Here is a 13,930-nt window from a genome sequence, read left to right on the forward strand (position 1 = left end):
GGAGCGACGCCTTGTTAACGATTGTGAATTTGATTTTCCAGGTTTTAGGCTGGGTCGTGAGTGCCTACATCATGTTGATCGTGGTGTACGCCCTGATGAGTTGGTTGCCTGGGGCTTACCAGTCGAAATTGGGTCAATTCATTGGCCGGCTGGTCGAGCCATTTCTAAGTTACTTTAATTTCATTTCGGTTGGACCATTAGGATTTGGTCCAGTCGTGGCCATCATCGTCCTATCACTGGTTCAATACGGTTTGCAGTACCTGCAATACATTGTACTGAGTTTACTCGTTTGACGAGTCGAGGGGAGGCTTGAGACATGGATGAGAACGTCACACAACATTTTCGGCCGGATGAAGCACCGTTCATCGATGCTGTCGGTGGTTGGCTCCAACAGGTGGCGGACGAGTACCGCCCCGTCCTCACGCATTTCTTGAACCCACGGCAAGTCTATATTGCCACCACATTAGCGCACCGCGCCGACGTGAAGGTTCAGTTTGGCGGCGGTCATAAGATGGCTGAGATGCAGCGTGCACTGTTCTTCCCGGACTATTACGAGCCCGAAGAGAAAGACTTCGAGTTGACCCTATTACGGGTGGATTATCCGGTAAAATTTGCGACGTTACATCACAGTCAGATTCTGGGGACGTTATTGGGTTCGGGTATCGAACGCGAGATCTTGGGTGATATCCTGACCGATGGCGAAACGTGGCAGGTCGTGACGGAGTCGTCAATGGCCGATTACTTGACGGGGCAGGTCGATCACATCGGTCGGGTCAAATCCCGGTTAGTAGTCAGCGACTTTGCCGCGTTGATTCAACCGCTAGACGAGTGGGAAACGGAATCTGCGACCTTATCATCATTGCGGTTAGACAACATCGTGGGGACCGGTTTCCATTTATCCCGGCACCGCGCGAAGGAACTGATTGAAGGCAATCACGTTCGGGTCAACTGGACGGAAACCATCAAGCCGGATTACGAGCTCGACGTGGCTGACATTGTGTCAGTCCGAGGGTTCGGTCGGGTACGGTTAGACGAGATTGCCGGCCGTACGAAAAAGGAAAAAATTCGGGTCACCCTAGCGGTGTTGAAGAAATAGATGCGGAGGGAACACAATGGTACTAAGTCCATTAGACATTCATAATAAAGAGTTTGGTACGAAGATGCGCGGTTACAACGTTGATGAGGTCAATGATTTCTTGGATCAAGTTATCAAGGATTATCAAATCACGTTGAATCACAATAAGGAATTAGAAGAACAATTAGATGCAGCGAACGGGAAGCTCAAGTACTTTAACGACTTGAAGGACTCTTTAAACCAATCCATTTTGGTTGCGCAAGAAGCTGCGGATAAAGTTAAGGCTAATTCTCAAAAGGAATCTGAAATCATCATCAGAGAAGCACAAAAGCAGAGTTCCGATATTGTTTCTGAGGCCACAAACAAGGGCAATCAGATCATGGACGAAGCTTCGAAGCGTGCCAAGAAGTTGGCCGTGGAGACTGATGACTTGAAGAAGAGCACCCGAGTCTTCCGTCAACGTCTGCAAGTCATGCTGGAAAGTCAGTTGGAAGTGGTTAAGTCCAATGACTGGGATAGCCTGTTAAAGGAAGGGTCCATGTCCAGCTACGAAGAAATCAAGAAGGTCGTTGGCGACCGGCTTGACAACAATACTACGCAAGGCGTAAACTCAAACACATCCCAACCAAGTGGTGAGACTGCCGTGGCAGACGATGCCCCGGTTCAAGAAGCCCCGGTGACGGATTCGAATGAGGATAATGGCGAAACCGTTGTGATTTTCCCAGACAACGATCAGCCGCATTTTGACCAAGACAATCAATAAATATGAAATGACAGAGAAATCAGTCAACTAAAAAGACGACACAAGCGAGTTAGCGATGGTGAAAGGCTAACGTCTACTCTTTTAGCTGGTATCATTCTCCAAGTCCCGTGGCTGAACGAACAGTAAGCAACGGCGGAAGCGCCCCGATACGGTGCCTTGAGGGAAGGCGGTGACCACCGCCTTCTGAATTTGGGTGGTACCACGAACGACTTCGTCCCTTGCGACGGGTCGTTTTTTGTGTGAAGAAGAGTATAAGAGTGCGGAACAAGGCGGTTAGGTCCTGAGCATTAACGTCATTAAATTCAAAAGCCCGGGCCTGGCTTTTGAGTTTAATGGGGTTAAGCGCAGGGACCTGCCTTGTGGAGCACGTTTCAGCTATGTTGCATGAGAGCGGCCCCAAGCAGATATAGCCATAGGGCTCAAAAGCCCGGACCTGGCTTTTGGGTTTAATGGGGTTAAGCGCAGGGACCTACCTTGTGGAGCACGTTTCGGCTACGTTGCATGAGAGCGGCCCCAAGCAGATATAACCATAGAGTTCAAAGCCCGGGCTTGGCTTTTCCTTATTGGGGTTAAGCGCAGGAGTCTGCCTTGTGGAACACGTTTCGGCCACGTGAGGGTAAAGGGCTTTTAGTACGAGGATGGCCAGAGAAATCGGGTCAGCGGCTAAGACTAAATTACCAATCAGTTGCAGGGCCCCTGTTATACTATGCAGGGTAAGCTCATGACGAGCCGATCCCTTTTGAGCTTTCCGAAGGCACTTACGGCGCACAGTGTAAGTGTTTTGAATGTGCATCAAGATATATTCGGTCAGGTAGACCGGTGAGCTGAGGCCAGTTAAGCTAGCTTGAGCTCACCGGTTCACCAACCGTGAAGGATTTAAACATAAGGAGGAAATGACGGTATGCGAGTGAAAGACACGTTGAACCTGGGTAAGACCAAATTCAAAATGCGTGGCAATTTGCCAGTTAAAGAAGTTGAACGGCAAAAAGTCTGGGCTGAAAACAAGATTTACGAAGCCCGCCAAAAATTAAATGAGGGGAAGCCATCGTTTATTTTACACGATGGTCCACCATACGCTAACGGTCCTATCCACATGGGGCACGCGTTGAACAAGGTTTCTAAGGATATTATCGTGCGTTACAAGTCGATGAGTGGCTACCGAGCACCTTACGTTCCTGGTTGGGATACGCATGGCCTGCCAATCGAACAACAGTTGACGAAGGCCGGTTACGACCGGAAGAAGATGTCGACTGCTGACTTCCGTGACCTCTGCCGCGAATATGCCTTGAAGCAAGTTGACTTACAACGTGAAGGATTCAAACGGTTGGGAGTCTCCGCCGAATGGGATAATCCTTACTTGACGTTAAAGCCAGAATTCGAAGCTGCTGAAGTGCGGGTCTTTGGTGAAATGGCTAAACGTGGGTTGATTTACAAGGGGAAGAAGCCAGTCTACTGGTCTTGGTCCTCTGAATCAGCTATGGCTGAAGCCGAAGTTGAATACCACGATGTGACTTCACCTTCCGCCTTTTATGGTGAAAAGGTTGTTGATGGTAAGGGCGTCTTAGATGACGACACTTACCTGGTCGTTTGGACCACGACGCCTTGGACCATTCCTGGTTCTGAAGGGATCACCATTGATGCTGGTATCGAGTATGCCGTTGTGCAACCTGCTGGTGAAGACCGTAAGTTTGTCTTGGCCAGTGATTTAGTTGCCGAAAATGCCGAACGTTTTGGTTGGACCGACGTTAAAGTCTTAAAGACTGTAATGGGCCAGGACATGGATAATATCGTTGCCCAACACCCATTCATCGCGGACCGTAAGTTAGTGGTCATGTTAGGTGACTTCGTAACGACTGATTCCGGGACTGGTCTAGTTCATACCGCACCAGGTCTTGGGGAAGATGACTTCAACGTGGGTAAGCTGTACAACCTACCTATCTTGGTTCCAGTCAACGATCAAGGGTACATGACCGAAGAAGCTGGTCCCGACTTTGCCGGTGTCTTCTACGAAGATGCTAACCAAATTGCGTTGGACAAACTGAAAGCTAATAATGCTTTATTAAACTACATGCCATACGAACACAGTTACCCATTTGACTGGCGGACTAAGAAGCCCGTCATCTTCCGGGCAACGCCACAGTGGTTTGCTTCCGTGGACAAGATTCGTGACGAAATCCTAGCAACGTTAAAGGACGTTAAGTTCCAGCCTGACTGGGGCCAACGGCGTTTAGCCAACATGATCAAGGATCGTGGCGATTGGGTTATTTCACGGCAACGTGTTTGGGGTGTGCCACTGCCAATCTTTTATGGTGAAGACGGTGAGGCCATCATCACGCCAGAAACAGTTGAACATGTCGCTGACTTATTCGGTCAATACGGGTCAAACATCTGGTTCAAACGTGAAGCTAAAGACTTACTGCCCGAAGGCTTTACTAGCGAACATTCACCAAATGGCGAATTCACGAAGGAAACCGACATCATGGATGTGTGGTTCGATTCTGGGTCGTCACACCAAGGGGTCTTGGCTGAACGTGACTACCTCGATTTCCCAGCCGATCTTTACCTGGAAGGTTCTGATCAATACCGTGGCTGGTTCAACTCTAGTTTAATTACCAGTGTTGCTGCTACCGGTAAGGCACCGTACAAGCAGGTCGTTTCGCAAGGGTTCACGTTGGACAAAGATGGTCACAAGATGTCCAAGTCCTTAGGGAACACGATTGCTCCTGACGAAATCATCAAGAAGATGGGGGCCGACATCGTCCGTCTCTGGGTCACTTCAGTGGATTCATCAGCCGATGTGCGGGTAACTACGGAAGGTTTCGTCAAGATCTCCGACAGTTACAAGAAGCTGCGGAACACCATGCGTTACTTGTTGGCCAATACCAGCGACTTCGATGCCAAGACTGATGCCGTTGCTTTTGATCAGCTGACCGCGGTTGACCGTCACATGCTTTACAAGCTCAACGCGTTCACGAAGAGTGTGGAAGACCATTATGAAAACTTTGACTTCCTGAATATCTACAAGGAACTCATCAACTTTGTCGTGACGGACTTGTCCGCCTTCTATCTGGACTTTGCCAAGGACATCCTGTACATTGATGCCGCCGACAGCAAGGCACGCCGGTCCATGCAAACGGTCTTTTATCAGATTGCTGTTAGCTTGACCAAGTTGATCACGCCAATTCTGCCACACACCGCCGAAGAACTCTGGGGCTTCTTGCAAGAACCAGAAGAGTTTGTCCAATTAGCTGAAATGCCTAAGGTACTGGACATGGATGATGCCAATGAAGCTGAAGATAGCAGTGAGAACTCGGCTTGGGATCACTTCATGAAGCTACGGAGCCACGTTTTGAAGGCTTTGGAAGAAGCACGAAATGCCAAGTTGATTGGGAAGGCTGCTGAAGCCCACCTGGACTTGTACATTGACGACCAAACCAAGACGTTACTGGATAAGTTGGACGTTGACGTACAACAAATCTTGCTGGTGTCTGGATTAGACTTTGCCGACCTAGATCAAGCGCCAGCCGATGCGCTGGGCTTTGATCACGTCGCCGTCAAGGTTACGCCAGCCGCTGGTGAGGTCTGTGATCGTTGTCGGTTGACCAAGGAAGATGTTGGGAGTGACAAAGACTACCCGCACTTCTGTGCCCGCTGTGCCGCTATTGTTCGGGAAAATTATCCTGAAACGGCAACGGAAGGTTTTGAAGAAAAGTAAGTTTTTAGGACTTGTCTTAGCTGAAAACTAAATGGTGCCGCGAAGAGCACTGCCCGGTTGGGTGGTGCTCTTCGCGGCATTTTTAGTGAGCCAGAATCTTGACACGATGAGGCGTCATGGCATCGAACTGGCTATGTGGGAGATGTAAATCGGACGGCTTGATTATTTGAAGATGCCTGATGTTGGTGAATTTTTTAGTTTGTTTCTTGCGGTCGTCAAATGCGCAGTTTTCTTTTTTAAGAATTCCTTTTGCTCTTGGATCTCTGAAATACGTTTATCCAGATTTGTATCTAATTGATGAAGAAATGCAATGCCATTGTCGTAATCTTTGGCGGTAATTTCTGTGTTTCCCAGAAGGGTCATAAAATCTTTACACTCTGCGATAGTCGCACCCAATTTTCTGAGATGCATGACCTTATTGAGCTCTTCGATGTCACTACCGGTGTACTCTCTTTGGCCGCGATTGTTGCGACTGATAGTTGGTAGGAGCTTAATTTGCTCGTAATAACGCAATGCATCATAGGTTACATCGAACTTTTCTGAAACTTCTTTAATTGTATACATATTTAGTCACCTTTTTTAAATAATCGCTTGCGCTAGTGTAACACGAGCGTGCTAGGATGTTCAATATTGAAAGCGAAGGGACGTTAAAATATGGATAAAAACATTATCACACTCGTAACCGGTGGCAATCGGGGCATGGGACTGGAAATTGTAAGAGAATTAGCAAAAGCAGGTCAAACGGTTATTTTAGGCTCGCGGCACTTATCCAATGGGCAAGAAGCTGCTGAAAAGTTAGCAGATGAAGGAATTATTGTTGATGTTGTTGCGCTGGATGTCAATAACGAAGAATCTGTAGCCAAAGCCGCAAAAGAGATCGCGGATCAGTATGGGTACCTAACCAGTCTGATTAATAATGCTGGAGCAGTATTTGATTTTCGTCAGAAACCATCTGAAATAGACTTGAAAGATGTCAGAAAAGATTTTGAAGTGAATTATTTTGGACTGATCAGCGTTACCCGAAGTATGGTGCCATTGCTGAAGAAAAGCAGTAACGCCAAAATCATCAATGTTTCTAGTATGATGGGTTCGAAAACAGAAGCGTTGAATCCAGAATCAGAGGTCTATCATGCAGTGGCCGTTGGTTATCAATCAGCAAAAGCTGCTGCCAATATGTATACCGTTCAATTAGCCAAGGAATTTAAAAAAGAAAACCTGCCAATCACAGTGAATGCAATCGACCCAGGAATAGTTGCAACTGAGTTTGGTGGCGCTGCTCCAGAACAGGTTACGGCTATGGGCGGCAAGCCAGTTGCTTTCGGAGTCGCCAGGACGGTTGAATTAGCAACTGATTTTGATAATAAAGCGACGGCCACGTTCAGCAATACGCATGGCGTTGTTGCTTGGTAAGGTCGTTGTAATGTAGACAAATCAACCACACCTGTTTATAACCGGCCGCTTGTGGTTATCACTCCCCATGGTATAGTGAACGCAATTCGTCTTAAATAACCAAAGTGCTCTGTGATTTTCTGAACGGCATGACTCCGGTATTCTTCCGAAGTCATGCCGTTCAGTGTTTCTTGTCGATGATGTGGGTTATCTCAGGCCATATCTACCGGCCGGTAAGGCGATGACTGGATATTTAGTGTGTTTTCAGCGCCATAATCGCTGGTAAATCAGCAATAAGCGCCTGTGTTTGCGGTCTACCGGTCAAGCGAGTATAATTTGTGCTATGTATGGGAGGGATACCATGTTAACCGGAAAAGTAAAAAGTTATAGTGAACAACGCGGTTTTGGCTTTATTACCACGTCAGACGGTGAAGATATTTTCGTGTATTACACGGGCATCATCGGCGAGGGCGAAGGCTTTCGAAAACTCGAAGCCGGTCAAACTGTGCAATTCGTGATTGTCCAAGGCATCCGTGGGCCACAAGCAGCCAAAGTGACGCCTGTCAAAATGGGCAGTGCGGAGGAGGCTTAACATGGACTTAGAAGAACACGTTGAATCCACCGAGGATCTGTATGACGGTGTGATCGTGAAATTAGAACGGCAACGTGTCCGCCTACCTAACGGGGATGCGGCGACCAGAGAGATCGTGCGTCACGCGGGTGCGGTTGGTATTTTAGCGTTGACCGATGATCATAAGATGATTTTGGAACGTCAGTGGCGCGCACCAATCGCCGCGACGACCTTAGAAATTCCAGCGGGTAAGTTGGACAGTCGCGACGCTGACAACGTCGAACACGCCGTTATCCGAGAATTAAACGAAGAAATTCGGTACCAACCGGGCCAGTTAAAACGGATTACCGGATTCTACTCCAGTGTTGGCTTTTCTGACGAGTACATGACGTTATTTATGGCAACGGACCTCAAGCCCGTGACCACAGAGCTTCCTCGAGATCAAGGCGAAAACTTGGAGTTGATGACCGTCACAAAGTCCGAAGCACAGGCCATGATTGAAAGTGGCGAGATCAACGACGCCAAGACGATTACGGCCATCTATTACTGGCTATTACAGAAGTAGGTGACAGGGATGCACAATGATTGGCAAGAAAACAACGATCAACCTAAGACCAGAGCCGACTATCGGCGCGAACAGGAACAGGCCGAAAAGGACTTTCAGGAACGTGACCGTAAGCGCGTTCAGGTCGAGAAGGACTATGCCAGACAGCATGGTAACCCTAAAGGGAACGAGCCGACTAACGAACCACCCATTGATCAGCGCGTGAGTCCTGCCGAGACGAAACAGAAACGGTTGGGTCACCGCCTAAACTGGGCGATTTTTTGGTTAGGCGCATTGATCATTATTGTTTATCTGATTATGTTTCTCATGCATTAACTTATGGTATAAACACGTCATACCCACGAGATTAACTGAAGACATGACGTGCTGTAAATGACGTAAACAAACGGTGGTGGGGCAGTGCTTCATCACCACGCGGGCCAGCACTAGTGACCTCTAAAAATAGATGATAAATTTTAAGGAGCGACGACCACACATGACATTTGGAATTCTCTGCGCCATGGAAGAAGAAATCAAAGAATTACATGACGTTTTACAGGACGCTAAGACCACGGATATTCACGGTCTTGAATTTTACGAAGGCACCATTAGCGGCCAACAAGTTGTCTTGGTACGTTCTGGTATTGGTAAAGTTGAAGCCGGCTTAACGACGGCCTTACTGATTACCCAGTTCAATGTAGATATCGTGATCAACTCTGGTTCTGCCGGCGCCTTGGCCCCCGACTTGAACATTGGGGATGTTGTCGTTTCCACCGAAACGGCGTATCACGATGCCGATGCCCGGGCCTTTGGCTACGAATACGGTCAGCTTCCCCAACAACCAGCACGGTTCGAAGCTTCCAAGGAATGGGGCGAGAAGATCGTAGCTGCCGCAGCCGACACCGGTTTGAAGACCAAACTGGGCCTAATTGTTTCCGGCGATCAGTTCTTAAACAGTCCAGAGACCATCAAGGACATTATGGGCCACTTCCCAGATGCCTTGTCTGGTGAAATGGAAGGGGCCGCTGTGGGCCAAGTTGCGCATCAGTTTGACGTGCCTTACGTGGTCGTTCGAGCGATGTCCGATAACGCTGACAATGACTCTGGCGTTAATTTTGATGACTTTATTGTTGATGCGGGACACCGTTCTGCTCAGATGCTATTAGCTCTGTTAGCCACACAAGACTAACTCGGCCGTTCAGGAGGTTTTAAGGGTGCAAGAGATTCATATTGATAACAGCAACGCCGTCAAGGAGATTTACCTGGACAACGCTGCCACGACGCCAATGGCCCCAGAGGTCTTGGCTGAGATGATGGATAAGATGACGAATGTGTATGGGAATGCCTCCACGCTTTATGGCTTAGGTCGCCAAGCCCACACGGTGATGGAAAATAGTCGCCAAGTCATCGCCAACAGCATCAACGCTGCCAGTGATGAAGAGATTATTTTTACTAGTGGCGGTAGTGAGGGTGACAACACGGCCATCACACAGACCGCGCTCACACGACAATCTCTTGGTAAGCACATTATTACCACGGAGATCGAGCATGAGGCCGTTTTGAAGCCCCTCCATGCATTGGAAGAACAGGGCTTTGACGTGACCTATCTCCCGGTCGATGGACAGGGAAATATCAGTCTCGATGACTTCAAGGCTGCTCTGCGTGACGACACGATTCTTGTGACCATCATGATGGGGAACAATGAGGTTGGTAGTCGGATGCCAATCCACGAGATTGGTGAGATTTTAAAGGATCACCAGGCCTGGTTCCATACCGATGCTGTGCAGACCTATGGTTTACTCGACATTGACGTTCAGCGTGATCACATCGATATGCTGTCAACGTCGGCTCATAAGATTAACGGGCCAAAGATGATTGGGTTTCTTTACAAGCGTGAAGGGGTTAACTTTCCAAGTTTGATCAAGGGGGGCGACCAGGAAGAAAAACGGCGGGCCGGAACGGAAAATGTTCCTGCCATCGCTGGTTTTGCGAAGGCCGCTGAACTCCTGACGCCGGAAGCTAAGGCTGAAAAGCGGGCTCGATTCCATGGCTTCAAGGAACAGGTCGTTAAGGGCCTGACCGATAATGACGTGGACTTTGAAATTAACGGTTCACTGGGCGATGAGGGGGAAACTCTCGATCACGTCCTAAATATCTGGATCAAGGGTATTTCGACCTACGTGATGCAGACCAATCTGGATTTGGCAGGGATTGCTGTGTCCGGTGGTTCTGCTTGTACGGCGGGGTCCATCGAACCGTCTCACGTCTTAACGGCGATGTTTGGCGAGAAGAGTCCACGGATTGCAGAGTCGATTCGCTTATCCTTTGGGCAACAGACGACGAGCGATGAGATTGCTGCGTTCGTGGAGAATGTGAGTGCAATCGTGAAGCGTTTAGCCAAAAATCATAGTGAGGTGAAGTAACGTGTTATTTGAAAAACAAATGCAAGTTGACGGTGACCCCGATACTTATGAGCTGAATCCGAACGTGAAGCCTTATGCGTTAAAGGATGTGGGCTTCCAACTGTCTAATGCCGGCAACTACACGCTGGAACGGTCAGTCGACCCAACGTCACCCTACAACCGTAACCAGATGCTACGGCTAGTCGTGGCGAAGGATCTCAGCGGTTTCAAGATGTCTACAACCAATGCTTCCGGTAATCAGCGTGTTAACATTTTCAAGGGAACACATGCCGAGGGTAATGTAGAACAGTATCACTTTATTCTACAAAATCTGATTGACCGCGAGATCATTCAGAAAAAGGCATAGTGCGCAAATTGACTGATTAAATAAAATCACTAAGGGTGGGAGGCCGAGACGGACCTGCCACTTTTTTAGTGGCAAAGATGCCCATTTGTGAGTGGGCATGGTGCTGGCCGCAGTGGGCAGATGGCTCCGGTTTTTCTGAAAGGAAACACCAGGCTTGCAAAACTTACGAAAAATAGGTAAACTAGGCAATACTGGATTTATGCGACCTTCAAATCGTAGATTCTCCAGAATCTGAATGAAATGATGGTGATACCATGCAGGACAACAGCCATACGCGAGTTGTCGTTGGTATGAGTGGTGGTGTCGATTCTTCCGTCGTTGCTTTGCGGCTTAAGCAGCAGGGTTATGACGTGATCGGCGTCTTCATGAAAAATTGGGACGATACGGACGAGAACGGTGTCTGTACCGCCACAGAAGACTACAAGGACGTAGCCAAGGTTGCCTCAGAGATCGGCATTCCTTACTACTCCGTCAACTTTGAAAAGGAATACTGGGACCGTGTGTTCACGTACTTCTTGGACGAGTACAAGAAGGGCCGGACGCCTAATCCTGACGTGATCTGCAACAAGGAGATCAAGTTTAAGGCGTTCCTCGATTACGCGTTGGAGCTTGGTGCAGACTACATTGCTACCGGTCACTACGCACAGTTGACCCGCGACGAGAACGGCGACGCACATTTGATGCGTGCCGTGGATCAGAACAAGGACCAGACTTACTTCTTGAGTCAGCTTTCCAAGGAGCAGTTGGATCGGGTGATGTTCCCCATTGGTGACTTGGTTAAGCCACAGGTTCGGGAAATTGCTAAGAATGCCGGTCTGGCAACCGCTGAGAAGAAGGATTCCATGGGAATCTGTTTTATCGGCGAAAAGGGGCACTTCAAGGACTTCCTGAATACTTACTTACCGGCTAAGCCTGGCAAGATGATGACTGTTGATGGTGAGATCAAGGGCGACCATGCCGGCTTGATGTACTACACCATTGGTCAGCGTCGTGGCCTGGGTATCGGTGGTGACGGTGAAGATAACGAGCCTTGGTTCGTTATCGGTAAGGACTTGACGAAGAACGTTCTTTACGTGGGCAAGGGGTATCACAACGAGCACCTCTACGCGACCCATTTGTCAGCCTCTGACATTCACTGGGTCAACACGATTGACCGTGGCAGTGATTTCCATTGCACGGCTAAGTTCCGTTACCGGCAAAAGGATACTGGCGTCACCGTTCACTTGAGTGAGGACGGCCAGCAGGTCACGGTTGAATTTGACGATCCTGCACGAGCAATTACGCCTGGACAGGCTGTGGTCTTCTACAATGGCGACGAGTGCCTGGGAAGTGCCATTATCGATGCTGCTTACAATAAGGACCGTGAGTTACAGTTGATCTAGTTCCTGATAGTTAAATTAAAGAGTTAATGAAACCCACTAGCGAGAAGACTCTCGTTGGCGGGTTTTTAAAATTTCCGCGTTAGTTTCTTTGAAAATCATCTGAAAACTGGCATAATAAGGTGATGTGACTGCATGGGGATCTAAAGGACATGTCAGCGTGGTATTATTAAAGGTATTGTGATAGAACGCTGTTGGTATGTCATTAAAGATTAACCGATGCAGATGGATAGAAAACGACAAGATAAAAAGATGGGTACCGGTTAAGGCAGTGTCACTTGGCAAGATGCCACAAAGGCTTAACTCGTACAGAGATGAGAGGAAGGGACGACACTTTGAAATTATACTTTATCCGTCACGGTAAGACGCAGTGGAATTTGGAGGGCCGGTTTCAGGGCGCTGGTGGGGATTCTGAGCTGCTAACCGAGAGTTACCAACAAATGGTTCAGGTGGGGCGGTTCTTGCGTCACACGCGTTTTCAGCATGCTTATTCGAGTCCCATTCGCCGAGCACGGGTGACCGCGCAACATGTCGTGAAAGAACTTCACCAACACGTACCATTAACGTTGATGAGTCGGCTTGAGGAATTTCATCTGGGCCAGCTTGAAGGTATGGCCTTTGATGATGTCAAACAACAATTTCCGGCCGAATTAGACGCCTTCCGGAACCATCCCGACCAGTATGATACCAGTCGGATTGGCGGGGAGACTTTCCAGGAGGTCATTGACCGGATGACGCCTGGTATTCAGGCAATCGTTGCGGCCAACCCACAACCAAAGGCCAACGTCCTGATTGTGAGTCACGGGGCCGCCCTCAATGCGGAAATCAACGCGTTGTTGGGGACGCCACTCCCGGATCTGCGGAAACGTGGCGGTATTCGGAATACCAGTGTCACAGTACTTGAAACCACGGATGGCGGCCAAAGCTTTGCCTTGCTGGACTGGAACGATACGAGTTTCTTGACGGCGGCAGCATCGCCGACCGATACGATTTAGATATTAGGTGATTAATAAAATGACGGAAAAACAAAAGAGTCAAGGGCGCGACCAAGATAAGGCGCGCTCAGAACAGATGGTCCACGAATTGGTTCAACGCATCGATAGTCATCCCGGAGATGTGGATGCGTATTACGAATTGGCAACAGTTCTAGTGGATCTCAATTCCTTTGCTCAAGCGGAAGAGCTTTTGATGAAGGCTTTGGGGGTATTTGCGGCGCAACCAGCTGCCGTGGAGAAGCTACATTATGGTCTGGGAAACGTCTACTACGCCGCTCAGGACTATACGAAGGCTATTGCCGAATTCGACCAGTTGGGGACACAGTTAAAGGGTGCCGGCTATCTGATGATGGCACAGAGTTACATGGCAAGTGGCGATCATAAGCGGGCACTGGTCTTTGGCTTGACCGCTTTGAACAGTCAGCCCAAAGACGTGGCCACGTTGCAGGTGGTCGCTGAAAATCTGTTAGCGCTGGGCAACATGGCCCAAGCGGCCCAATACTACGATCAAGTCTTGGCCTTAGACGACCACAACGGCCGAGCCAACTTTGATCGCGGTTTGGTCGCTATGGTTCAGGGCGAAAACTATGGTCCGTACTTTAAGGTGGCCAAAGCTTTAGATCCTCAGTACTTTGAAAAAGGACAGAAAAAATTAGTCGACATCGAGCGGTTCATTCAAACACAAAAGAAGCAAAAAAACGAGACCAAAGAATAGTTGGGAGGAGACGAG

The 13,930-nt window shown here is 48.7% G+C and carries 15 protein-coding genes; 14 read left to right on the forward strand and 1 reads right to left on the reverse strand.

Features of this window, described 5'->3' with window-relative positions:
• Positions 1–11: 11 nt before the first annotated feature.
• The 4 genes from ACKTSF_RS01250 to ileS all read left to right on the forward strand — a co-directional run bounded on the left by ACKTSF_RS01250 (position 12) and on the right by ileS (position 5,553).
• Positions 12–293: a YggT family protein gene (locus tag ACKTSF_RS01250; RefSeq protein ID WP_020088809.1), complete on the forward strand. Its 282-nt coding sequence runs from the start codon at positions 12–14 to the stop codon at positions 291–293.
• Between the two features lie 23 nt (positions 294–316).
• The gene (locus tag ACKTSF_RS01255) at positions 317–1,096 is read left to right on the forward strand and encodes a YlmH family RNA-binding protein (RefSeq protein ID WP_407885875.1); all 780 of its coding nucleotides are present in this window, start codon (positions 317–319) and stop codon (positions 1,094–1,096) included.
• Between the two features lie 16 nt (positions 1,097–1,112).
• A complete protein-coding gene (locus ACKTSF_RS01260) occupies positions 1,113–1,838 on the forward strand; it encodes a DivIVA domain-containing protein (protein WP_407885877.1) in 726 nt (241 codons plus the stop codon).
• Between the two features lie 901 nt (positions 1,839–2,739).
• Entirely contained in the window at positions 2,740–5,553 is a 2,814-nt protein-coding gene (ileS, locus tag ACKTSF_RS01265) for an isoleucine--tRNA ligase (protein ID WP_407885879.1), read from the forward strand.
• A 162-nt stretch (positions 5,554–5,715) separates the two neighbouring features.
• On the opposite strand, the gene ACKTSF_RS01270 is transcribed toward ileS, so the two are convergent.
• Positions 5,716–6,117 (reverse strand): MerR family transcriptional regulator, encoded by a 402-nt coding sequence (locus ACKTSF_RS01270; RefSeq protein WP_407885881.1) that lies wholly within the window; start codon positions 6,115–6,117, stop codon positions 5,716–5,718.
• A gap of 90 nt (positions 6,118–6,207) precedes the next feature.
• On the opposite strand from ACKTSF_RS01270, the gene ACKTSF_RS01275 reads away from it, so the two are divergent.
• The 10 genes from ACKTSF_RS01275 to ACKTSF_RS01320 all read left to right on the forward strand — a co-directional run bounded on the left by ACKTSF_RS01275 (position 6,208) and on the right by ACKTSF_RS01320 (position 13,915).
• Positions 6,208–6,963 (forward strand): SDR family NAD(P)-dependent oxidoreductase, encoded by a 756-nt coding sequence (locus ACKTSF_RS01275; protein ID WP_407885882.1) that lies wholly within the window; start codon positions 6,208–6,210, stop codon positions 6,961–6,963.
• 340 nt (positions 6,964–7,303) lie between these two features.
• Positions 7,304–7,534 carry a cold-shock protein gene (locus tag ACKTSF_RS01280; protein WP_407885884.1) on the forward strand — a complete coding sequence of 77 codons (231 nt, stop codon included), beginning with the start codon at positions 7,304–7,306 and terminating at the stop codon, positions 7,532–7,534.
• A gap of 1 nt (position 7,535) precedes the next feature.
• Complete coding sequence (locus tag ACKTSF_RS01285) at positions 7,536–8,078, forward strand: NUDIX hydrolase (protein WP_407885886.1); 543 nt, start codon at positions 7,536–7,538, stop codon at positions 8,076–8,078.
• A 9-nt stretch (positions 8,079–8,087) separates the two neighbouring features.
• Positions 8,088–8,393: a hypothetical protein gene (locus ACKTSF_RS01290; protein WP_407885888.1), complete on the forward strand. Its 306-nt coding sequence runs from the start codon at positions 8,088–8,090 to the stop codon at positions 8,391–8,393.
• A 160-nt stretch (positions 8,394–8,553) separates the two neighbouring features.
• Complete coding sequence (locus tag ACKTSF_RS01295; protein ID WP_407885890.1) at positions 8,554–9,246, forward strand: 5'-methylthioadenosine/adenosylhomocysteine nucleosidase; 693 nt, start codon at positions 8,554–8,556, stop codon at positions 9,244–9,246.
• Positions 9,247–9,271: 25 nt separating this feature from the next.
• Entirely contained in the window at positions 9,272–10,480 is a 1,209-nt protein-coding gene (locus ACKTSF_RS01300) for a cysteine desulfurase family protein (RefSeq protein WP_407885892.1), read from the forward strand.
• Between the two features lies 1 nt (position 10,481).
• Positions 10,482–10,826 carry a DUF1831 domain-containing protein gene (locus ACKTSF_RS01305; protein WP_407885894.1) on the forward strand — a complete coding sequence of 115 codons (345 nt, stop codon included), beginning with the start codon at positions 10,482–10,484 and terminating at the stop codon, positions 10,824–10,826.
• A gap of 254 nt (positions 10,827–11,080) precedes the next feature.
• Positions 11,081–12,208, forward strand: a complete 1,128-nt coding sequence (gene mnmA / locus ACKTSF_RS01310) for a tRNA 2-thiouridine(34) synthase MnmA (RefSeq protein WP_407885896.1) — start codon at positions 11,081–11,083, stop codon at positions 12,206–12,208.
• A 311-nt stretch (positions 12,209–12,519) separates the two neighbouring features.
• Positions 12,520–13,200: a histidine phosphatase family protein gene (locus ACKTSF_RS01315; protein WP_407885898.1), complete on the forward strand. Its 681-nt coding sequence runs from the start codon at positions 12,520–12,522 to the stop codon at positions 13,198–13,200.
• Between the two features lie 19 nt (positions 13,201–13,219).
• Positions 13,220–13,915, forward strand: coding sequence for a tetratricopeptide repeat protein (locus tag ACKTSF_RS01320; protein WP_407885900.1), 696 nt, complete (start codon positions 13,220–13,222; stop codon positions 13,913–13,915).
• Positions 13,916–13,930 lie beyond the last annotated feature (15 nt).

The sequence above is a fragment of the Levilactobacillus muriae genome, from assembly GCF_045862015.1.
In the GTDB taxonomy this organism is placed as follows: Bacteria; Bacillota; Bacilli; order Lactobacillales; family Lactobacillaceae; genus Levilactobacillus; species Levilactobacillus muriae.